Origin of the sequence: Ruegeria halocynthiae (assembly GCF_000743705.1) — a bacterium.
GTDB classification, from domain to species: Bacteria; Pseudomonadota; Alphaproteobacteria; order Rhodobacterales; family Rhodobacteraceae; genus Ruegeria; species Ruegeria halocynthiae_B.
This window is the reverse complement of record NZ_JQEZ01000001.1, coordinates 886091-907420: the sequence shown is the minus strand read 5'-3', so window position 1 is coordinate 907420 and position 21330 is coordinate 886091. Positions and strand designations below refer to the sequence as shown.

Below are 21330 nucleotides of genomic sequence, written 5' to 3'. Positions count from 1 at the left end.
GTTGGCCTTTATCTAGTATCGGTTATGTAAAAGTTCATGGATTGGTTTCAGGAAATCAACGGATATTGCGAACGTTTGTCGCCCGCTTACTGGGCCGAGCCGGTAAACGCCCTGACCAATGCGGCGTTTCTGATCGCGGCGTTTGTCATGTGGTGGCGGGTGCGGGGGCAGGGGATGCCCTTGGCGATGGTGCTGGTGGTCATTCTGGCAGGCATCGGCGTGGGCAGTTTTCTGTTTCATACGCACGCGCAGGTCTGGGCGGCCATGGCGGACGTGGTGCCGATCCTGCTGTATATTCTTGTCTATATCTACGCGATCAATCGCGACGTCTGGGGAATGCGGCCGTTGTCCGCTGCGACCGTGACGGCCCTTTTCATTCCCTATAGCGCGGCGTTGCTGCCCCTGTTTCAGCTTGTGCCCGGGTTGGGCGGGTCAGCGGCATATGCGCCGGTCCCGTTGCTGATCCTGATCTATGCGTTTCTGCTGCGCCGCCAATGGCCGGATACGGCCCGTGGTCTGACGATCGGGGCAATGATTCTGATTGCCTCGATCAGTTTCCGCGCGATGGATCAATCACTTTGCGCGCAGCTGCCGCTGGGTACGCATTTCATGTGGCACATATTGAACGCCACCATGCTGGGTTGGATGATCGACGTGTATCGCAGGCACCTGGCCCGCACGTCTCAGCCCTGAAACGCGGCGGCCAGATGGTCCGGCAGATCGAATTCGGACAACACCCGCGCCCGGCCATCAGCCGACATCTTGCGCGCAGTTTTTTCGACAATGCGTTGGATTTTCTCGTCCGAGTGTTTGGCGGCAAATGGGGCGAAGTACCATTTCAGGAACACGAAACAGATGACGTCTTCCAGGGCTTGCACATCGGCATCGCGCTTGATGCCTTGCTTGCGCAACATGCGACCGACGGCTTCGACCTCATCCGCGCCGTAGCCGTGTTGTTCCATCAGGCCAATGACGACGTCAGCGTGATATTCGCCCTGCGCCTTGCGCCATGCCAGATACCCTGCACGCCCTTCGGGGAATTCGCTGCGCGCCAGTTTCCAGCGTTCGACATGCTGACCACGCCCAGCAATTTGCAGAATGTCCGAGGCGTCGGGAAACAGCCTGTCCATCTCGGCGCTCATCCTCTGGCCATACAGCAGGGCGGCGGGCTGGCCGTCTTCGTGATTGGGGTCTTGCCTGTTGGCTGTATCAATCGCGTCCAGTATCGCTTGCTTGCGTGCGCTCATCTTCCGCTCCGTTGGCTTGCCGGATCTGCGATGCAGTCCGGCGGATCGTTTCGGGCTATCGTAGCGGCTGGTTTCAAGAGATGCAGCAAGCAATTGCATTCCGGCCGGGCCAGTTGGGGGTTTCCGGCCCGGCCGCATTTTCCACTTATTTTCCCGGGTTGGTGGTGTCCTGCGTGACCGGTTCCGAAACAGGTTCAGGGAATGAAAGGTTGCGGGTCAAACCCTGTGTGCTGAGGCTGAACGCCAGGGCAGGCGTGCTGAGAGCAGTTGCGGTCAAAAGGGTTGCTGCGATGAGAGTTTTCATTTTGATCTCCGGGTTTCGCTGTGTCGTATATTTTGAAATGAACTGTTTAGTTTATAATTCAAGAGGCAAAGTGAACTAATCGGTTTGCTTTTTCGCATGGGGCATATGCAATTTTGAACGGCGGTCCCTGTGCGCAGGGCGAAACACGGCACATCCACGCCCGGGCGGTCTTGCGACCCGGGCATCGGACAGGTAAATGCCCCCTAACGCATATGAGGTTTTCCGATGTCGATTGACCAAAGCACTGCCGCCAAGGTGGCCAAACTGGCCCGGATCAAGGTCGAGGATGACGCGCTGCCGGCGCTGGCGTCCGAGTTCAACACCATCCTTGGGTTCATCGAGCAACTGAACGAAGTTGACGTCGAAGGGGTTGAGCCGATGGTCTCGGTCGAGCCCATGCGCCTGAAGCGTCGTGAAGACGTGGTCACCGACGGCAGCCAGCAGGATAAGGTTCTGGCCAATGCCCCCGACGCGCGCGAAGGTTTCTTCGCAGTCCCCAAAGTGGTGGAGTAAGACATGAGCGATCTGAACAAACTGGGCCTGTCCGAGGCCCGCGACGCGCTGCGCAAGGGTGACGTGACCTCGGTTGAATTGACCGAATCCTGCCTCAAGGCAATCGACGACGCTGACGCGCTGAACGCTTTTGTCCATAAAACACCCGAGATCGCGCTGGAACGTGCGCAGGCGGCGGATGTGCGGATCAAAGGCGGCGACGCTCCGTCCATGTGCGGTTTGCCGATCGGCATCAAGGATCTGTTCTGTACCAAGGGCGTGCCGTCGCAGGCGGCCTCGAAGATTCTGGAAGGGTTCAAGCCCGAATATGAATCTACCGTGTCGCAGAAATTGGCCGATTCCGGCGCGGTGATGCTGGGCAAGCTGAATATGGACGAATTCGCCATGGGCTCGTCCAATGAAACCAGCGTTTACGGCAATGCCGTCAGCCCCTGGCGGCGCGGTAATGATGATGCGCAACTAACCCCTGGCGGCTCGTCGGGCGGGTCTGCATCTGCCGTGGCCGCTGATCTGTGTCTGGCAGCAACCGGCACCGATACCGGCGGTTCGATCCGTCAGCCCGCCGCATTTGTCGGCATCACCGGCATCAAGCCGACCTATGGCCGCTGCTCGCGCTGGGGCATCGTCGCTTTTGCATCCTCGCTGGATCAGGCTGGGCCGATGACCAAGAACGTGCGCGACGCGGCCATCATGCTCGAGGCGATGTGCGGTCACGACCCCAAGGATTCCACCAGCACCGAACTCGCCGTCCCGAATTTTGAGGCGATGCTGACCGGCGACATCAAGGGCAAGAAAATCGGTATCCCCAAAGAATACCGCATGGACGGTATGCCCGCCGAGATTGAAAAGCTGTGGGCCGACGGTGCCGCGATGCTGAAGGACGCGGGTGCCGAGATCGTCGATATCTCACTGCCGCATACGAAATACGCGCTGCCCGCCTATTACGTTATTGCCCCGGCCGAGGCGTCCTCGAACCTCGCGCGTTATGACGGTGTGCGCTATGGCCGCCGCGCGCAACTGGGGCAAGGCGATGGCATCACCGAGATGTACGAAAAGACCCGCGCCGAAGGCTTCGGCCATGAAGTTCAGCGTCGTGTCATGGTCGGTACCTACGTTCTGTCGGCTGGGTTCTACGATGCCTACTACAACCGTGCCCGCAAAGTGCGGACACTGATCAAGAAAGACTTCGAAGACGTCTTTGCCGCAGGTGTCGACGCGATCCTGACCCCGGCAACGCCCTCCGCCTCTTTCGGCTTGGGTGAAATGACCGAGGCCGATCCGGTTCAGATGTATCTGAACGACGTCTTTACCGTAACAGTGAACCTGGCTGGTCTGCCGGGCATCTCGGTGCCTGCCGGACTGGACGCACAGGGTCTGCCGCTTGGCCTGCAACTGATCGGGCGTCCGTGGGACGAGGGCGATCTGCTCAACACTGCCTATGCGCTGGAAAACGCCGCCGGGTTCGTGGCCAAGCCAGGGAAATGGTGGTAATCCTAAAGGCAAACAAGACAACGTAAGACGGAGCAGCTGAATGCGCTTAACGCTTCTGATCCCCGCAATCGGACTAATGGCCGCCTGTGACACGGTGGCCCCGGTGGACGCAACGGATTTCAACACGCCGCAATATCAGGCGCAACGCGAGGCGCAGTTGGCGGGGCAGGGGTATTCAGGGAATCCTCTTGGTCCTGCTGAGGTGTCCGAGCAGCAGCTGGGCGCGCCGGGTGCTGTTGCCCCGTTGCCAACCGGCGACAATGCCGACCTCGCCTCGGCGACGGCAGCAGCGTTGGCCAGCACGCCCGGGCAAACCACAGCTGCCCCGGCTCCGGTTTCAACGACAAACAACACCACAATATCCGATGAACAGGATTTCGCAGCGGTTTCAGACCGCCGTACCATCGAATCCGACGCTGCTCTGATTCAGCAGAACCGTCAAACTTACGAGGTTGTCGCGCCGACTGCCGTGCCTCAGCGCGGCACGGATGGGCAACCCAACATCGTGCAATACGCGCTGAACACTTCAAACCCGGTCGGAACACAGTTGTACAGCCGCGCAGGCTTTAACCTGCAAGCCAAGGCGCAACGCAATTGCGCCCGCTTCCCGTCCGCCGATCAGGCCCAGATCGAGTTTCTGTCCAACGGCGGCCCTCAACGAGACCGCAAGGGTCTGGACCCGGACGGCGATGGCTATGCCTGCGGCTGGGATCCCAGCCTGTTCCGCAGTGCCGTCAACAACTGATCCACTGAACGCCATCTGGCATCCATCGCCCAATTTCGGTGCGCGTAGGGATAGGGTGAAACCATCCCTGATCGTTTTGCACTATACTGCGATGGACACGGCGCAGGCCGCGTTGGATCGGTTGTGCGATCCTGCATACGAAGTGTCAGCACATTACCTGATAGGTGCGGACGGTGCGCTATGGCGAATGGTGGAGGAAGAAAACCGTGCCTGGCACGCCGGGGCAGGGGAATGGTGCGGTCAGGGTGATGTCAATTCCCGCTCAATCGGCATCGAGCTGGACAATTTGGGAACACATCCGTTCTCGGAACCTCAGATGACCGCGCTGGAAAGTCTGTTGCAACGGATCATGGGGCGCTGGTCGATCGGCCCTCAGGGGGTGATCGGGCATTCCGATATGGCGCCGGGGCGCAAAATCGATCCCGGCCCGCGCTTTGACTGGCAGCGGCTGGAACGTCAAAATCTAGCCGCCCTCCGTAGGAAAGAAAAAGCCCCCCAGGATACGTCGGCTGATATGCTCCGGGCGCTGGCTCGTGATGCTGGTTTCACGGCCGAAACGGACGATGAAACACTTCTTGCGGCTGTGCGCCTCAGATATCGCCCGTGGGCCACCGGCCCCCTGCATCCTGACGATATCGCGCCACTGGCCGGTTAACATCTGACCCGTTCTTCATCTGGCCAAAAATATCCCGGGGATGAATTGGCCGCAGGCCAAGAAGGGGCTGGCCCCTTCATACTCCCCCGGCCCTTGACGCGGCTTCACGCTGCGCATACCCACACACAGCGCGGAGGGCCGGATGGCCGCTGGGGTGCAAGCCCGAGAGGAAAGTCCGGACTCCACAAGACAATGGTGCCGGGTAACGCCCGGGCGGGGCAACCCGACGGAAAGCGCCACAGAAATCAGACCGCCCAGGGCTTCGGTCCGGGGTAAGGGTGAAACGGTGGGGTAAGAGCCCACCGCGCCGCTGGCAACAGGGGCGGCACGGCAAGCCCCACCGGGAGCAATGCCAAATAGGGTCCCCACGCGGGCAGGTCGGCGTCAGCCGAAACCGCCGCTAAGCCTGTCTTGGCCGAGAGGGACCGGGTTGGCAGCTTGAGCCGCGCAGCAATGCACGGCCTAGAGGAATGGTCATCGAAGGGGGCAACCCTGGAACAAGATCCGGCTTACAGGCCCTCCGCGCGTATTCGCTTTAGCCGCCTGGTGGTTTATACACTCCGGCCAGCTTGGCGGCTTGTTTGGTGACGGCAACAAAATCTTTCGCCGTCCAGGCGCGTACCGTTTCCACCTTGGACACCGCGCCCGAGGCCGCAACCGCCATGCCCACCGCCACCGCATCCGTACCTTCCGGCGCTTCACTGATGACAACAACGTCATTTTCGCCGGTGGTCATATAAAACCCCAACAGCTTGCCGCCGACCTTTTTCAGCAGGGCTTTGACAGGTCCCGTGCGGTCCGCGGGTTTCTTCAGCATACCTTTGATACCCGCCCGCGAGTAAGACGCGTAGGTTATGAAAATAGGCATGTATACCTCCTGTTAATCAAGTTGGTGCAGGACCCGAGATTTGGCCGGTCCATCGGCCGGTCTGCGCGTATCAGCCTGTCGCAATCCAGAAGGTTGCGAACAGCCAGACGCCCATAATGATCAGTGCAATTCCGGTGAGGGGGACAAGCCACGTTGCCCTTGGCATCAACTTTTCCAGCGCGACATAGATGGCGATGCCCACGATCCAATACAGGTTCATCACACCGCCGACGAACAGCAACAGCATCAACGCCCAGCAACATCCCAGGCAATATGTGCCGTGCATCGCACCAATGCGAAATGCGCCGATTGCGCCGGGTCTGTTGTGATCGGCCAGAAACTGCGCTGGGTTGCGGCAGTGGCGCAAACAGGCGGATTTCAGGCTGGACAACTGGTACAGACCGGCAGCGGCCAGAACACCCCCGGCGACCGCCCGCGACCTGATCGTCATCATGGGTCCGTCGGACAATCCGATCTGTTCCAACCCCCATTGCGCCGCAGTTGCCACCGCGCTGAACAGGGCCCAGGCCAGCAGATAGCCGGCCAGAAAAATCAAGCACAGACGCGGCGCGCGCGCCTTGTCGGGGCCTATTCGTTTGATGGCCGCGTACAGCAACACCGTTGGGGCGGCGCTGGGGGTCATCATCGCGATCATCATGACCCACCACATGAGGAACACCAGAACGGCATGTGCCAGGCCCCAGCTGATTCCATCGCCCATGCGCATCGGGTCGCCAACCGACCCGGCCATGCGGGTCATTTCGACGGCCGACATGGACATGCCGATCCCTGACACCGTGTACCATGACGCCCCCAGAACAATCAGCAGAACGCAGCACAGGACGACGCTTCTGTCATGCCTCAATACCCGGTCTAACGCTCCGGGGCGCGGCGGGTTTGTGCCAGCAGTCATTGTGAACCTCGATTACCCGCCCAGAACACCGTGACCCGAGATGTTAAGATGCGCCAAATGCGCGTGGGTTGCGTCGAACGTGACGCTGATGGCCCCACCCGTCGATGTTGCCGACCCCGAGGCCGCTTCGGCGTGGCGATACTCAAACCCATTCGGAAGCTGAATGGACGCCCTATGCGGCATGCCAGAGACGATATGCGGGATCGGGCTGACCTCAAGATCGAAAACTCCGGGCACCTTGGCATAGCCTGAGCGGTCTTGCCGGTCCCATTTCAGCTCGATCGGAAGAAATAGCGTTTCGTGTTTGGTCGGGGCCATGGCACTGTAGACGTACCAAAAGGTGGCCATTTCGTCGGTGTCTTCGCCCGACATGATGGCTTGCAACGCGGCTCTCTGGTCCGCAGATGCGCTGTCGTCGATGATCAATTGCATCTGACCATTACCTTCGTGAATCGGCCCGGGCCAGTAATAGACCCCCGCCGCCCGCAGCCCGGACAGATCGGTGTCGCCATATCGACCGGCCTGAATATCGTACACGACGACCGCCTCGCAGTTGCCGTGGGTCGGCAGAACGCTGAACTGGCACGGGCATCCGAAGTTACAGTTGCAATTGGCCAGTTCTTCGCCCTGAAGTGTCCATTCCGTCATGTTAACCCCCAAAAAAACACATGCTTAAACCCTGCTGATTGCGGGCCTTGCCTGTTTTAGCGCCTCGAAGATCGAGCCTGACGTTGGCTTCTTTGTGGGATGCGAATGCGTGACCTTATCACGAAACCGTGAGCCGACCAAACCGACATGGCGGCGCGTATCGGTTGGATCGCAGGAATTGTGCGGTTGGCGGGCGGAATCTGGTTGACTCGGCTGTGCGACCGGGTAAAAGCGCACGCTCATAGGAATTCAACCGAAAGGCCCCTGCCTTTTCGGACGCAGGAGATAACCATGGCGAAGCCGACGACAATCAAGATCCGTCTGAACTCGACCGCGGGCACGGGCCACTTCTACGTGACCAAGAAAAACGCACGCACCATGACCGAGAAAATGACCATTCGTAAATACGACCCGGTTGTTCGGAAACATGTCGAGTACAAGGAAGGCAAGATTAAGTAATCTGCCGTCCAGCTTGGACAAAGTTAAAAAGGGTTCTGCATTGGCAGAGCCCTTTTTTCGTGCGCGGGGTCTTTGGGGACGCATCGGGTCGTTGCACAGGCGCATCAGCGCCAGGGTCATTCGCCTTTGCCCCGGGTTGCTTTTTTGATTGGCTTGCCACTACGGTTGAACAAACCGTTCCAAAATGTTGGCCGTCATGAAAAAAATCTTGTTATCCTCAATCACCGTATTGGCCCTGGCCGCCTGCGAGGATCCGTATAACCGCGAAGGTGTCGGGTTCACCGGAATCGACGGCGAACCGCGCACTATCTCTGATGTGCCCGGGGCATCGGCGTTCCTTCCTCCAGCGACAAATGTTCCGGCTGAACTGGCGGTCTTGCCTGCCATTCCGGTTGCCACCGATGAGACCGAGTTGGGAAAGGTTGCGCGTCTTGCAATCGACAACGGCGGACGCAGCGACCGTGACGCCGTGCTTGTAAGCGGGTCTGACACCAACTTGTTCCTAAGCACAGTCAGCGTGAATGGCACCCTGTTTGGCGTTCTGCGGACTGCAAGCAACGGCGCAAAGGTGGACAATACGATCGGTGCCAGCTTTGGCCGTAATGCAGAACAATTCACCGGCTGTCTGCCAGCGGGCGAAGTATACCGCAAAGGCTCGTCCGAGCGTAGCTCGGGCTTTGCGGTGGCGCTGAACTGCAGCTAAGATCGACGGCATAGAATGAGACAAGGCCCTTACCTGCCAGGTGAGGGCCTTTTCATTTCTGGTTGCTTTCCGATTCTGACCTGCGCTGGCAATTAGTGAAAACCGGACAAAAGAAAAGGGCGGGTCTTTTCAGGCCCGCCCTTGGAATTTTTAGGTTACCGCAGTCTTATTCGCGGTTGCCGAACAGCTGCAGCAGGAACATGAACATGTTGATAAAGTCCAGGTACAAGCTGAGCGCGCCCATGATGGCAGCTTTGCCCAGCCATTCCTGATCGCCCGAATGGGCCATCTGCAGGTAAGTCGTCTTGATTTTCTGCGTGTCATAGGCTGTCAGGCCGGCAAAGATCAGAACGCCTATAACCGAGATGGCATACATGACCGCAGGCGACTGCAGGAACATATTGACGACCATCGCAACGATCAGGCCGATCACGCCCATGATCAAGAATGTCCCCATTCCGGACAGATCCTTTTTGGTGGTATAGCCATAAAGGGACAGACCACCGAATGCGATCGACGTGATCAGGAAGACCTGAATGATCGACATGCCGGTAAAGGCAATAAAGATCCAGCTGATCGACAAGCCCATTACCGCAGCAAACGCGTAGAACACCACCTGAGCGGCCGCGGCTGACAAGCGGTTGATCCCGGCGCTAAAGCCGAAGATGAACGCAAGCGGCGCGAACATGATCACCCAACGCAGAGGCGACGTGTAAATCGCCGCGCCAAACGACGTTAGATACGTGTTTGCATTGATTTGCCCGACTGCAGCCGACGGATCGGTTGTCACTGCCAAACCGGAAATGGCCCATGCGGCCAGAAAGGTGATCAGCATGCCCACGGACATTGTGCCGTAGACTTTGTTCATGTGGGCGCGCAGGCCCTCGTCAATCTGGGCAGCGCGCGCACCGGTCGCCGTCCGGATCGTGTCGAATTGTGCCATAAAAGGGTCTCCCTTCGATTATTCTTACCGCGCCTCGCAGTTGCAAGCCGCTTTCCCCGCAAATATCGGCAAGTGCGGGCTGTGTTTCAAGGGTTTAACGGCCGAAACGGGCTAAAACATGCAACAAAAATGGCGGCCTGCCGATGCAGACCGCCAAATCTGGTGACCCAGAAGACTTTAACGTCACTTGTGCCAGAATTGGGGCGCATCCCAGACGGGGCGCTCGGCTTCTTTCTGGGCCTGTCTGCGGGTGACGCCGATATCTTCCAGCGCTCGGTCATCCAGTCTGGCCAGCGTCCGGCGCTGACGGTTCAGCGAAATCGCATCCTTCAGCACGGACAAGACTGATCGACGACGGGGTTTGCAGTGTGTGTTGATCGCAATTTGGGTCATAATTAATGTCCTTTCCGGAGTTTTTGATGAAATTTCGATGTTCCATCAAGTTCCTTGATTTATATGACGCGTTATGACACATTTTGAAAATGAATATTTATGAAGTGACTCATAAGGAATCGTGAAGATGAGAAATTTGGACATCACGACCTTGCGGTCGTTCGTGGCGGTGGCTGATCAAGGCGGTGTGACACGGGCAGCCGGGTTCCTGCACCTGACGCAATCTGCCGTCTCGATGCAGTTAAAGCGGCTTGAAGAGTTGCTGGGTCTTGAGTTGCTGGATCGCAGCGGCCGGACAATCGCGCTGACCGCGTCCGGCGAACAGCTATTGGCCTATGCCCGGCGCATGATCGCGCTGAACGATGAGGTGATTTCGAAACTGACGGATCAGGCCTTTGAAGGTGAGGTCGTCCTTGGTGTGCCGCATGACATTGTCTACCCCGCGATTCCAAGGGTTTTGCAACGGTTCAACGCGGATTTTCCGCGAGTCCGGGTTCAACTGGTGTCTTCGTACTCACTGCAACTCAAAGAGATGTTCAAACGCGGCGAATGCGACCTGATTCTCACGACCGAGGCCTCATTTGTGGACGGCGCGGAAACCATCGCCGAATTGCCACTGCGCTGGATTGGTGCCCCGGGCGGGTCGGCCTGGCGCAAAAACCCGATCCCACTGGCGCTTGGTCGACGGTGTCTGTTCCGGCCGCAGATCATCGCAGCTTTGGACGCGGCAGACATTCCGTGGGAACTGTCGGTGGAAACCGAAAATGACCGCACGATCGAGGCGACGGTCAGTGCCGATCTTGCCGTCCACGCCATGCTGGACGGAACCGAGGCCGCGCATTTGGTTCAGATCGACGCCGGTGGCGCCTTGCCCGAACTGCCTGCGCATATGATCAACCTGTACGGGGGTGAGGCCGGGCGCGGGGATGTGGTCGAGGCGCTGGCCGCGCTGGTTCGGCAGAATTTCCGCATGTTGGGCGGTGCGCCATTGAAGGCAGTGGTTGGCTAACCAGCGGTCAGGGCGTTATCACGACCTTTCCCGTCGCGGTGCGATCCCGTAGCAATTGCAGGCCCTGTTCGACCTCGCTCAAGGGCAGCACGTGGCTGATATGGGGCTTGATCCGCCCTTCGGTATGCCACTGGAACAGCGTATCAAAGCTGTTCCGCACGATCTCTGGCCGGAATGTCAGGTATCCGCCAATATAAAACCCGATCACCGTCAGGTTCTTTACCAAAAGATGATTGGCTGGGATTTGCGGCACGTCGCCGCCAGCGAACCCGATTGGCAACAGACGTCCTTCGGGGTTGGTGGCGCGAAAGGCGGCCTTGAAAACGTCGCCTCCGATCGCGTCATATACCACGTCCGCCCCACCCAGTTCCTTAACACGCGCCCGCAGATCCTCGGACGCGTCAATCAGGTGATCCGCACCCGCAGCACGCGCAACGGCCAGCTTATCTGTGCCGCGCGCATGGGCGATGACCGTGGCCCCCATCAGCTTGCCGATCTCGACCGCAGTCAATCCAACACCGCCCGCAGCGCCGGTGACCAACAGGGTTTCGCCGGACAAAAGATGGGCGCGATGAGACAGTGCAATGTGGCTGGTGCCATAGGCGATCTGAATTGCGGCGGCGGTCTCATAGTTCATGGTATCGGGCAGGGGAATCGCCCGGGTTGCATCGAACACACCGTATTCCGCCAGCCCGCCTTGCCCTGAATATACCGCGACCCGGTCGCCGGTTTTCACGTGGGTCACATCTGGCCCGACCTCATCCACGATCCCTGCGATTTCCATGCCTTGGGTAAAGGGCGCAGCCGGAGTTTCCTGATACGTCCCTTTTTGCATAAGCAGATCGGCAAAGTTCAGACCACATGCTTTTATTGTGACGCGAATCTGCCCTGTGCCGGGGTTGGGAACGTCAATGTTGCAAAGCTGCGCCGTGGCGCCTTTGGTTTGAATTCTATACGCCAGCATGGGTGTGCTCCGTGTTTTTCGGGCATAGGTTCGTGCGGATTGCGAATTGTCAATCTTTGACCGTGCGCTACACTGGGGGAGGACGCCGAAATCTGGGTTAGTTGCAAGGGGGTTGGCCCGCACGTGTGCAGGCCGGTTGCGATACAACCATAAACCATTATTGAACGAAACAGATTCAACCTTCTTGAAAAAAGTCCAAAAAGACGCAATATTGCCCTATGGTGCTGATTTGGGGCCATGTTCCAAATTGGGAAGAGGTTTGGGGCGGCTCGCTAGTGTTGTGGTAAAAAAGCATGTCGCACATCCAGGTCAGTTGTGTGTAGTAGAGGAGAATACCAATGACCCATCACGTCGATGTCCATGTGGGCAAGCGCGTAAGGCATCGCCGCTGGCTGATTGGCATGACCCAACAGCAGTTGGCGCAGCAAGTTGGTATCAAGTTTCAGCAAATTCAGAAGTATGAAACAGGTGCCAACCGGATCAGCGCGTCCCGCTTGTGGGATATCGCCGAGGCATTGGATGTGCCGGTCAGCTTTTTCTTTGAAGGTCTGGAGGAGGCCGAAAAAGAAAATGCGGGCAAAAAGTCGGTTCCTGCCGATCTGATGGGGGACAAGGAAGCGCTGGATCTGGTTCGATCCTACTATGCGATCCCTGAAAACCAGCGCCGCCGCCTGTTTGAATTGGCTCGGGTTCTCAGCGACGTCGCATGATTTGGCGGGTTGACTCTGTTGTGCGCGATCCGCACGGATAGCGCATGAAAGAGACCTCGTTCAGTGATCTTGAAGTAGCCGAAGCAATGGCCGACGCGGCGCGTGCGGTCATTCTTCCGCTGTTCAGACAGTCCAACCTTGAAACTGCCAACAAGCTGGCCGACGGATTCGACCCGGTTACAATCGCTGACCGGAACGCGGAAAAAGCGATGCGGGACGTTCTGGCCAAACATCGCCCCACCGATGGCATCTTTGGCGAGGAATTTGGCCGTGTCCAAGGCAGCAGTGGCCGGACATGGGTTCTGGACCCGATCGACGGCACGCGCGGTTTCATCAGCGGCACGCCGACTTGGGGTGTGCTGATCGCGCTAAGCACGCAAGACGGCCCGATCATGGGCGTCATTGACCAGCCCTATATCGGCGAACGTTTCGTGGGGTCGGCAGATATCGCGCAGGTGACCGGCCCGACCGGCACTATGCCGTTGAAAACCCGCCCGACGCCCAGTCTGGATCAGGCGATTCTGTTCACCACCTTCCCCGAAGTTGGCACCCCCGAAGACCGCGCCGGGTTCGAGGCCGTGGCGCAACACGTGCAACTGACCCGTTATGGCATGGACTGCTATGCTTATGCTCTGCTGGCGGCGGGGCAGGTCGATCTGGTGATCGAGGCCGGCCTGAACGCTTATGACATTCAGGCCCCGATTGCGGTGATCGAGGCTGCGGGAGGTGTCGTCACCGATTGGCAGGGCAACCCCGTGCACGAAGGGGGCCGGGCGTTGGCGGCAGCAAACGCCGATCTGCACGCGGCGGCGTTGGACCTTTTGCGCCACCACTGAAAGTGGTTGCCGGGTCATGTTCGGGCGGTTAGAATTTGCCCGGCTGGTTCTTATACCCGTTTTCCGCCAGCCCACGCTCTTCTTGCATGAAACGGGTTGATGCAAGGGGGCGATATGACCGAAATCCTTATCAAAAATGCGGACACCATCCTGACGATGGATGACACGCGCCGCGAGTTGTCCGGTGGCGATATTCTGATCCGCGACGGGCAGATCGAACAGGTCGGCCACGGGCTGCACACCACCGGAGAGGTTCATGATGCCGCCGGATGTGTGGTGACGCCGGGTCTGGTGAACACGCATCATCACCTGTACCAAACCCTGACCCGTGCGGTGCCCGGCGGGCAGGACGCGCTGTTGTTTGGCTGGCTGAAGGCGCTCTACCCCATCTGGGCCGGTTTTGGGCCCGAGGAGATGTTTGTCTCGGCCCAGATTGGTTTGGCCGAGCTGGCGCTGTCGGGCTGCACGCTCAGTTCCGATCATCTGTATCTGTATCCCAACGGTGCCCGGCTGGACGATACGATCGCCGCCGCTGCCGAGATCGGCTTGCGATTTCACCCGACACGCGGTGCGATGAGCATTGGCGAAAGCGATGGCGGGCTGCCGCCGGACGCGCTGGTGGAAGGCGAATCTGCAATTCTTGACGACATGGTCCGCGTGGTTGATGCGTTTCACGACCCGTCCGAAGGCGCGATGTGCCGGGTCGGGCTGGCCCCATGCTCGCCCTTTTCCGTCAGCCGCGATCTGATGCGGGACACGGCGATTCTGGCGCGCGACAAGGGCGTGATGTTGCACACCCATCTGGCCGAGAATGACGAGGATATCGCCTATTCGCAGGCGCAGTTCGGGTGCCGTCCGGGCCAATATGCCGAAGATCTGGGTTGGACCGGCCCGGACGTCTGGCACGCGCATTGTGTTAAACTGGACGGGGCCGAGATCGACCTGTTTGCGCGGACCCAAACCGGGGTTGCGCATTGTCCCTGTTCCAACTGTCGGCTGGGATCGGGCATCGCGCCAGTGCGCGCCATGCGGGACCGGGGGGTGCCTGTTGGATTGGGCGCAGACGGGTCGGCCAGCAACGACAATGGCAGCCTGATGCTGGAGGCGCGCCAGGCCATGCTGTTGCAACGGGTGGCCAATGGCGCGGATGCGATGTCGTCGCGCGAAGCGCTTGAGATCGCCACGCGGGGCGGCGCGGACGTTCTGAACCGGCCCGATTGCGGGCGGCTGGAACCGGGCAAACGCGCGGACATCGCCGTCTGGGATACAAACTGCATCGAAAGCGCAGGCAGCTGGGACCCGGCGGCCTTGCTGCTGGCCGGGCCGATGAAGGTCAAACACCTGTTCGTCGAGGGCCGTCAGATCGTGCGTGATGGGCATGTCACCACGTTGGACATGCCCCGCGTGATCGAACGGCAGAACCAGTTGGCACGGGCTTTGCGACCCTAGGGGCTGACGCGTTCCCCGCTGATCCGGACCTCGGCAATTGCCCGGTCGTCGCCCATCATGATGGTAGGAAAGATCGCCTCCCACAGGTCTTCGGCGCAGGCCTCGCGCTGGGCAATGGCGGGGGTCGAGGCGAGGTCGAGCACGATCAGATCCGCCTCCATCCCTGGTGCGACATTGCCGATACTGTCGTCCAGACGCAGCGCGCGGGCGGAACCGACGGTGCCCAGCCATAGCAATTGAGCAGCGTGCAGGGGCGCCCCGCGCAGTTGGCCGACCTCATAGGCCGCTGCCATCGTACGCAGCATGGAAAAGCTGGACCCGCCGCCGGTATCCGTCGCCAACCCGACCCGGTGGCCGCCACGCATCAACCCATCCATATCGAACAGGCCCGAGCCGATGAATGTGTTCGAGGTCGGGCAGTGGATCAGCGCCGCGTCCACCTCGCGCAGCCTGTCGCGTTCGCGCGCTTCCAGATGGATGACGTGCCCGTAGACACCATGCGAGCCCAGCAGGCCGAATTTTTCGTAAGTGTCCAGATAGTCGCGCGCTTCGGGGAATAGCTCACGAACCCAGGCGATCTCATCGGTTTGCTCGCTCAGGTGGGTTTGCATCAGGCAATGCGGGTGCTCTGCCCAAAGCGCGCCCATGGCCTCAAGCTGTTCGGGCGTGGATGTGGGCGAAAAGCGCGGGGTGATGGCGTAAGACAGGCGGTCGATGCCATGCCATTTCTCAAGTAGGGCGGCGGATTGATCATAGGCCGTTTGCGCGGTGTCCCGCAGCCCTTCGGGCGCGTTGCGATCCATGCAGGTTTTGCCCGCCACAACGCGCTGATTGCGCTGTTGTGCCGCCGTAAAGAAGGCATCGACGCTTTCGGGGTGAATGGTGCAGAAACTGCACATCGTCGTGGTGCCATGCGCCGCCGTCAGGTCAAGGTAACGGTTGGCGATCTCGGCGGCATAGGCGTTGTCGCCGAACTTCATCTCTTCGGGGAAGGTATAGGTGTTCAGCCAGTCGATCAGGCGTTTGCCCCAGCTGGCGATCATCGCGGTCTGGGGATAATGCACATGCGAATCCACAAATCCGGCCATGATCACATGCTGGCCGTGGTCCACCACACTGGCGTCAGGGTGGGCGGTGCGCAGGCTGTTGGCATCCGCAACTGCGACGATGCGGCCATCTTCGATCAGAACCGCCTCGTTGATGGTCACCGCGTCTGTCGGGTCACCCTCGAACGGCGATCCATCGAAACTCAGGACGCGCCCTTTCAGCAGCGTTTTATGCGCCATTTTCATCTCTCTCCGGCTGTATGGGACTGTGAAACAGCATAAGCATGGGAAAGTTGTCGGTAAATCGGCGCATTGTCATTGTTTTCCGGTAGCTGCTTCTTCTAATTAGGGGTCAATGACCAGCGAGCGGGGGCAGACATGACGACAGGCTTTGATGAACCCGTGACCGAATCCACCAATGACGATGATGTCTATGCACTGGGCCGCCGGACCGTGGCGGCGATTCTGTATGCGGTTGATGTAAGCGACCGCGACAAGCTGACCGAGTTGATGGAGCCGCTGCACGCGGCGGACATTGCGGACCTTCTGGAACAGATCAATCCCTATGACCGTGCGCGTCTGATCCGGCTGTACGACAAGGATTTCGACGGTGATATCCTGTCGGAACTGGATGAGGCTGTCCGCGAAGAAGTCATCAGCGTACTGCGCCCCGACGTTCTGGCCGAAGCTGTCCGCGACATGGAAAGCGACGACGTCGTCGACCTGCTGGAAGATCTGGAAGAGCCCCAGCAGGAAGCCATCCTTGACGCGCTGGAGGATTCCGAGCGGGTCGCGGCGGAACAGGCGCTGTCCTACCCCGAGAATTCGGCCGGGCGCCTCATGCAGCGCGAGGTTGTCATGGCGCCCGAGCACTGGGCGGTGGGCCAGGCCATCGACTTTATGCGCGCCAACGACGATCTGCCCGAACAGTTTTATCACGTCGTTCTGGTCGACCCGCGGCTGAAGCCCGTGGCGCAGGTCACGCTGGGCAAGCTGATGGCCACCCGACGCGACGTGCCGCTGCATGACATCGCCGAAGAGGAATTTCACTCCATCCCCGTGGACCAGGATGAAGAAGACGTGGCCTATGCCTTCAACCAGTACCACCTGATTTCGGCCCCTGTGGTTGATGGGGATGGGCGTCTGGTCGGGGTGGTCACCATCGACGACGCGATGGCAGTTCTGGATGAAGAATACGAAGAAGACATGCTGCGCCTTGCCGGTGTCAGCGACGAAAGCTCGCTTTCGGACAGTGTGGCCGAGACCAGCAAGCGGCGTCTGCCATGGCTGGCGGTGAACCTGTGTACGGCGATCTGCGCCTCGTTGGTGATTTCGCGATTCGAGGCGGCGATTGATCAATTGGTGGCGCTGGCCATTCTGATGCCGATCGTGGCGTCGATGGGCGGCAATGCCGGGACACAGTCGCTGACGGTTGCGGTGCGGGCGCTGGCGACACGCGACCTGACCGGTTCGAACGTGGGGCGCGTGATCCGGCGGGAATTGCTGGTTGGGATGCTGAACGGGCTGTGTTTCGCCGTCGTTTTGGGGACCGTTGGGATGTTTTGGTTCGATTCCCCGCTATTGGGGGTCGTGATCGGTTCAGCTTTGGTCGTGAACATGATCATCGCCGGGTTTGCGGGTACGGTAGTGCCGGTGGTGCTGGACCGTCTGGGCGTGGACCCGGCGCTGGCGTCGGGAACCTTTGTGACAACAACAACAGATGTCATGGGGTTCTTTATCTTTCTTGGGCTTGCCAGCGTGGTGCTACTGTGACCGATTTGACCGAAATCAAGGCCGCTGCGCGCAAGGCGGCCTTTGCGCGCCGCAAGGTCGCGTTTGACACGCGCGTGCCCGGTGCTGCGGGGCGGCTTTCCGAGGTTCTGGCGGGCCACCGGGGCGTTCCCCTGTCGGGGTACATGCCAATCCGGACCGAGATTGATCCGCTGCCCGCAATGGCCGAGGCCACAGCCTATGGTCCGGTTGGGGTGCCCGTCATTCAGGCCGCAGGGCAGGCGTTAAAGTTTTCCCGCTGGACGCCTGAAGGCGCGTTGAAAGACGGCCCGTTCGGGGCCAAAGTGCCCGAGGTCGACGGTTATTTCGACCCCGAAATCCTGATCGTTCCTCTGGTTGCCTTTGACGCGCAGGGTGGCAGGCTGGGTTATGGCGGCGGCTTCTATGATCGCACGCTGGAAGGGTTGCGCGCCAAACGTCCGACGCTGGCCATCGGGTTCGCCTTTGACGCGCAAGAGGCCGATGGGCTTCCGTTGGAGCCCACGGATCAGCCGCTGGATATGGTGATCACTGAAAGCCGGGTTCTGACCTTTTCGGCCTGATCCGGTCAGCCCGGATGGTTTTCGCGGAAGAATTCCCAGGCGTCCACTTCGCGTCCATCCGGCAGGATACAAACCCCTGACTGTCCGTTGTCGCCGTCACGAATTTCATATTTCGCACCGCGGTCGATGCAATATGTTGCTGCCGGGTTCGCCAGCTGCGCGGTGGAATCGCCTGTCGGGGTTTGATCGCAAGCCGCCAATGAAGTCAGGCCAATGGCGGTCAGAAAGATGCGAGTCATCAAGAATCTCCAGTGTAATGTGCTTTGACAGATTATGCAGGCAGCTTAATCGCTTGTGCTTGGCCATTACCACACTTAGGACAGATCGGATGAGGATACTTTTTCTGGGTGACGTCATGGGCCGCGCGGGACGCACGGCCATACAGCAGCATCTGCCGCGTTTGCGGGACGAATGGCGGCTGGATTTTGTTGTGGTCAATGGCGAGAACGCCTCGAACGGGATGGGGCTGACCGGTGATCACGCCAAACTGTTGCTGGACGCGGGGGCGGATTGCCTGACGTTGGGCGACCACGCGTTCGATCAGAAAGACATGCTGCAATTCATCGAGAGCGAGCCGCGCATCGTGCGCCCGGTGAATTTTGCCAAGGGCGCACCGGGCCGGGGGCATCGCCTGTATACCGCGCCGGGGGGGCGCAAGGTGCTGGTGGTGCAGGTGCTGGGGCAGGTCTTTATGAAGCGCCCCTTTGATGACCCGTTTTCGGCCATTGAGCCGGTTCTGAAATCGCACCCGCGCGGCGGGCAGGCGCAAGCGATCATCGTTGATATGCATTGCGAGGCGACGTCCGAGAAGATGGCCATGGGGCATTATTGCGACAAGCGGGCCAGCCTTGTCGTGGGCACGCATACGCATGTGCCGACGGGGGACGCGCAGATTCTGCCGGGCGGCACGGCCTATCTGACCGATGCGGGCATGTGCGGCGATTATGACTCGGTCATTGGGATGGACAAGGTGGAACCGATGCGTCGTTTCATCACCGGAATGCCCAAAGCCCGCTTTACCCCAGCCAATGGCGAGGCCACGCTAAGCGGTGTTTTCGTTGAAACCGATGATCGTAACGGTCAGGCGAAATCTGTGCATATGGTGCGCATTGGTGGCCGTCTGCAACAGGCAGGGCCGCAGTAAAACCACGTCAGGCTTGCTCTGCCGCGCGCAATGCGGGAAACTGCCTGTCGGGCGCGCAAGCCAGGCCAGGGTTCGGACAGAATACCAAGAATGCAATTCCTTCAACTGACAGAAATGGGCAGCGCGATACTGGCGCTGATGATTGTCGCGGGCATGTTCATCATGTTCCTGCGCGAAGTATACCCGACCGAGGTTGTCGCCATCGGGGGTGTCGCGCTGATGCTGGTGACAGGCATCCTGCCGTATCAAAGCGCGCTGGCTGTGTTGTCCAATCCGGCGCCTTGGACGATTGCTGCGATGTTTATCATCATGGGCGCGCTGGTCCGTACCGGGGCATTGGATGCGTTCACCTCAACCGCGCAGAAACAGGCGCAGGTGAACCCGCGAATTGCCATCGGCTTGCTGATGGCGTTTGTTGTTATCGCCTCGGCCGTTGTGTCGAACACCCCTGTTGTGGTGGTGATGATCCCGGTCTTTGTCCAGATCGCTCGTACGCTGAATGTCCCGGCCTCGAAACTGCTGATCCCGCTGAGCTATGCGGCCATTCTGGGCGGTACGCTGACCCTGATCGGAACCTCGACCAACCTGCTGGTGGATGGTGTGGCCCGGTCGCAAGGCATGGCCGCATTCACGATTTTCGAGGTGACACCGCTGGGTATCGCACTGGTGATCTACGGCATGTTCTACCTGCGCTTTGTCGCGCCGCGCTTGTTACCGGAACGCGACAGCATGGCCTCGTTGCTGAGTGATCGTTCGAGGATGAAGTTCTTTACCGAGGCGGTGATCCCCCCCGAAAGCAACCTGATCGGGCGCGAGGTGACGGGGGTTCAGCTGTTCAAACGTCCGGGCGTGCGCCTGATCGACGTGATCCGGGGCGACGAGTCGCTGCGGCGCAATCTGCAGGGCGTGACGCTGAATGTCGGCGACCGCGTGGTTCTGCGCACCCAGATGACAGAGCTGCTGAGCCTGCAAAGCAACAAGGAACTTAAACGGGTCGATCAGGTTTCGGCGGTTGAAACCAAAACGGTCGAGGTGCTGATCACCCCCGGCTGCCGCATGGTGGGGCGGGCGTTGGGAACGCTGCGCCTGCGCCGCCGGTATGGTGTCTATGTGCTGGCGGTGCATCGACGGAACCAGAATATCGGTCGTCAGCTGGATGAACTGGTGGTACGGGTCGGCGATACCTTGCTGCTGGAAGGTGCCCCGGGGGATATCCAAAAACTGGCTGCGGACATGGAAATGGTTGATGTCACCCAGCCCTCGGCCCGCGCGTTCCGGCGCAGCCACGCACCGATTGCGATTGGGTCGCTTGTGGGTATCGTGGCGCTGGCCGCGCTGGGTGTTGCGCCGATCCTGTTGCTGTCGGTTCTGGCGGTGGCGGTGGTTCTGATCACGCGCTGCATTGACGCTGATGAGGCGTTTTCCTTTGTCGAGGGCCGTCTTCTGGCGTTGATCTTTTCCATGCTGGCCATCGGTGCGGCGCTGGACAAATCCGGGGCGGTTTCGCTGATTGTCGAAGCCATCGCACCCGGTCTGGGAAACCTGCCGCCGTTCCTGATCATTTGGGCCGTCTACCTTTTGACCTCGGTCCTGACCGAGCTTGTATCGAATAACGCGGTGGCCGTGGTAGTAACGCCGATTGCCATCGGGCTGGCGCAGGCGGTGGGAATTGATCCGCGCCCGTTGGTGGTTGCGGTGATGGTGGCGGCCTCGGCCTCGTTCGCGACGCCGATCGGATATCAGACCAACATGATGGTTTACGGCCCGGGCGGGTATCGGTTCGTCGATTTCATGAAGGTCGGCATTCCGCTGAACCTGACCGTCGGATTTCTGGCGTCGCTGCTGATCCCGCTGATCTGGCCCCTTTAAGATCGGCGCGGAACCGCTGGTTTTTGGGCGAAGTCCTTGTAAAATCAGATGCTCATACAATGTTTTGAATAAGTGATTTTGCAAGAAG

Annotated in this window: 25 protein-coding genes and 1 other RNA gene; 16 read left to right on the top strand and 10 right to left on the bottom strand. The window is 59.7% G+C overall.

Annotation, left to right across the window (positions count from 1 at the left end; all coding sequences use genetic code 11):
- Positions 1-36: 36 nt before the first annotated feature.
- Positions 37-693: a ceramidase domain-containing protein gene (locus JT51_RS04410; RefSeq protein ID WP_037308271.1), complete on the top strand. Its 657-nt coding sequence runs from the start codon at positions 37-39 to the stop codon at positions 691-693.
- On the opposite strand, the gene JT51_RS04405 is transcribed toward JT51_RS04410, so the two are convergent.
- Complete coding sequence (locus JT51_RS04405; RefSeq protein ID WP_037308268.1) at positions 684-1247, bottom strand: DUF4202 domain-containing protein; 564 nt, start codon at positions 1245-1247, stop codon at positions 684-686. The two genes, JT51_RS04410 and JT51_RS04405, sit on opposite strands and share 10 nt — an antisense overlap.
- A 145-nt stretch (positions 1248-1392) precedes the next feature.
- Positions 1393-1551: a hypothetical protein gene (locus JT51_RS22060; protein ID WP_200876060.1), complete on the bottom strand. Its 159-nt coding sequence runs from the start codon at positions 1549-1551 to the stop codon at positions 1393-1395.
- Positions 1552-1776: 225 nt separating this feature from the next.
- On the opposite strand from JT51_RS22060, the gene gatC reads away from it, so the two are divergent.
- From gatC to rnpB, 5 genes are all read left to right on the top strand, one after another.
- Positions 1777-2064: an Asp-tRNA(Asn)/Glu-tRNA(Gln) amidotransferase subunit GatC gene (gene gatC / locus JT51_RS04400; RefSeq protein WP_037308265.1), complete on the top strand. Its 288-nt coding sequence runs from the start codon at positions 1777-1779 to the stop codon at positions 2062-2064.
- A 3-nt stretch (positions 2065-2067) separates the two neighbouring features.
- Positions 2068-3555 (top strand): Asp-tRNA(Asn)/Glu-tRNA(Gln) amidotransferase subunit GatA, encoded by a 1488-nt coding sequence (gatA, locus tag JT51_RS04395; RefSeq protein WP_037308261.1) that lies wholly within the window; start codon positions 2068-2070, stop codon positions 3553-3555.
- A gap of 40 nt (positions 3556-3595) precedes the next feature.
- Positions 3596-4300 carry a hypothetical protein gene (locus JT51_RS04390; protein WP_037308258.1) on the top strand — a complete coding sequence of 235 codons (705 nt, stop codon included), beginning with the start codon at positions 3596-3598 and terminating at the stop codon, positions 4298-4300.
- Entirely contained in the window at positions 4251-4955 is a 705-nt protein-coding gene (locus tag JT51_RS04385) for an N-acetylmuramoyl-L-alanine amidase (protein WP_051927400.1), read from the top strand. The genes JT51_RS04390 and JT51_RS04385 overlap by 50 nt, the downstream gene beginning before the upstream one ends.
- 130 nt (positions 4956-5085) lie before the next feature.
- Positions 5086-5483: RNase P RNA component class A (gene rnpB, locus JT51_RS21190), an RNA gene on the top strand.
- A gap of 7 nt (positions 5484-5490) precedes the next feature.
- Here the strand turns inward: rnpB and JT51_RS04380 are convergent.
- The 3 genes from JT51_RS04380 to JT51_RS04370 form a co-directional block, all read right to left on the bottom strand.
- Positions 5491-5823, bottom strand: a complete 333-nt coding sequence (locus JT51_RS04380; RefSeq protein WP_037308253.1) for a GYD domain-containing protein — start codon at positions 5821-5823, stop codon at positions 5491-5493.
- Positions 5824-5893: 70 nt separating this feature from the next.
- A complete protein-coding gene (locus JT51_RS04375) occupies positions 5894-6736 on the bottom strand; it encodes a DUF2182 domain-containing protein (protein WP_037308250.1) in 843 nt (280 codons plus the stop codon).
- 12 nt (positions 6737-6748) lie between these two features.
- Positions 6749-7384 (bottom strand): DUF1326 domain-containing protein, encoded by a 636-nt coding sequence (locus JT51_RS04370; RefSeq protein ID WP_037308248.1) that lies wholly within the window; start codon positions 7382-7384, stop codon positions 6749-6751.
- Positions 7385-7675: 291 nt separating this feature from the next.
- Between JT51_RS04370 and rpmG the strand changes: the two genes are divergently transcribed.
- Positions 7676-7843, top strand: a complete 168-nt coding sequence (rpmG, locus tag JT51_RS04365) for a 50S ribosomal protein L33 (RefSeq protein ID WP_037309480.1) — start codon at positions 7676-7678, stop codon at positions 7841-7843.
- Between the two features lie 196 nt (positions 7844-8039).
- Entirely contained in the window at positions 8040-8546 is a 507-nt protein-coding gene (locus JT51_RS04360; RefSeq protein ID WP_160175161.1) for a hypothetical protein, read from the top strand.
- Positions 8547-8712: 166 nt separating this feature from the next.
- On the opposite strand, the gene JT51_RS04355 is transcribed toward JT51_RS04360, so the two are convergent.
- Complete coding sequence (locus JT51_RS04355; RefSeq protein ID WP_037308241.1) at positions 8713-9489, bottom strand: Bax inhibitor-1 family protein; 777 nt, start codon at positions 9487-9489, stop codon at positions 8713-8715.
- A 183-nt stretch (positions 9490-9672) separates the two neighbouring features.
- Positions 9673-9882: a DUF1127 domain-containing protein gene (locus JT51_RS04350; RefSeq protein WP_037308238.1), complete on the bottom strand. Its 210-nt coding sequence runs from the start codon at positions 9880-9882 to the stop codon at positions 9673-9675.
- A 127-nt stretch (positions 9883-10009) separates the two neighbouring features.
- Here JT51_RS04350 and JT51_RS04345 point away from each other — a divergent pair, with 127 nt between their 5' ends.
- Positions 10010-10891 (top strand): LysR family transcriptional regulator, encoded by an 882-nt coding sequence (locus JT51_RS04345; protein WP_037308236.1) that lies wholly within the window; start codon positions 10010-10012, stop codon positions 10889-10891.
- A gap of 7 nt (positions 10892-10898) precedes the next feature.
- Here the strand turns inward: JT51_RS04345 and JT51_RS04340 are convergent, their stop codons facing one another.
- Positions 10899-11855 carry an NADPH:quinone oxidoreductase family protein gene (locus tag JT51_RS04340; RefSeq protein WP_037308233.1) on the bottom strand — a complete coding sequence of 319 codons (957 nt, stop codon included), beginning with the start codon at positions 11853-11855 and terminating at the stop codon, positions 10899-10901.
- 338 nt (positions 11856-12193) lie between these two features.
- On the opposite strand from JT51_RS04340, the gene JT51_RS04335 reads away from it, so the two are divergent.
- The 3 genes from JT51_RS04335 (at position 12194) to JT51_RS04325 (ending at position 14850) form a co-directional block, all read left to right on the top strand.
- Positions 12194-12565, top strand: coding sequence for a helix-turn-helix domain-containing protein (locus JT51_RS04335; protein ID WP_037308231.1), 372 nt, complete (start codon positions 12194-12196; stop codon positions 12563-12565).
- A 44-nt stretch (positions 12566-12609) separates the two neighbouring features.
- Positions 12610-13401 (top strand): histidinol-phosphatase, encoded by a 792-nt coding sequence (hisN, locus tag JT51_RS04330; RefSeq protein WP_037308227.1) that lies wholly within the window; start codon positions 12610-12612, stop codon positions 13399-13401.
- A gap of 114 nt (positions 13402-13515) precedes the next feature.
- Positions 13516-14850, top strand: a complete 1335-nt coding sequence (locus JT51_RS04325; protein ID WP_037309477.1) for an 8-oxoguanine deaminase — start codon at positions 13516-13518, stop codon at positions 14848-14850.
- Here the strand turns inward: JT51_RS04325 and guaD are convergent.
- Positions 14847-16136 carry a guanine deaminase gene (gene guaD / locus JT51_RS04320; protein ID WP_037309474.1) on the bottom strand — a complete coding sequence of 430 codons (1290 nt, stop codon included), beginning with the start codon at positions 16134-16136 and terminating at the stop codon, positions 14847-14849. The genes JT51_RS04325 and guaD overlap by 4 nt on opposite strands.
- Positions 16137-16274: 138 nt before the next feature.
- On the opposite strand from guaD, the gene mgtE reads away from it, so the two are divergent.
- Together mgtE and JT51_RS04310 are read left to right on the top strand one after the other, a co-directional pair.
- A complete protein-coding gene (mgtE, locus tag JT51_RS04315; RefSeq protein ID WP_037308224.1) occupies positions 16275-17669 on the top strand; it encodes a magnesium transporter in 1395 nt (464 codons plus the stop codon).
- Entirely contained in the window at positions 17666-18229 is a 564-nt protein-coding gene (locus JT51_RS04310) for a 5-formyltetrahydrofolate cyclo-ligase (protein WP_037308221.1), read from the top strand. The genes mgtE and JT51_RS04310 overlap by 4 nt, the downstream gene beginning before the upstream one ends.
- 5 nt (positions 18230-18234) lie before the next feature.
- On the opposite strand, the gene JT51_RS04305 is transcribed toward JT51_RS04310, so the two are convergent.
- Positions 18235-18468 carry a DUF333 domain-containing protein gene (locus JT51_RS04305; RefSeq protein ID WP_037308218.1) on the bottom strand — a complete coding sequence of 78 codons (234 nt, stop codon included), beginning with the start codon at positions 18466-18468 and terminating at the stop codon, positions 18235-18237.
- An 89-nt stretch (positions 18469-18557) separates the two neighbouring features.
- Here JT51_RS04305 and JT51_RS04300 point away from each other — a divergent pair, with 89 nt between their 5' ends.
- Both JT51_RS04300 and JT51_RS04295 read left to right on the top strand, forming a co-directional pair.
- Positions 18558-19373, top strand: coding sequence for a TIGR00282 family metallophosphoesterase (locus JT51_RS04300; RefSeq protein ID WP_037308215.1), 816 nt, complete (start codon positions 18558-18560; stop codon positions 19371-19373).
- Positions 19374-19463: 90 nt separating this feature from the next.
- Positions 19464-21242: an SLC13 family permease gene (locus tag JT51_RS04295; protein WP_037308213.1), complete on the top strand. Its 1779-nt coding sequence runs from the start codon at positions 19464-19466 to the stop codon at positions 21240-21242.
- The last annotated feature ends 88 nt before the right edge of the window (positions 21243-21330 follow it).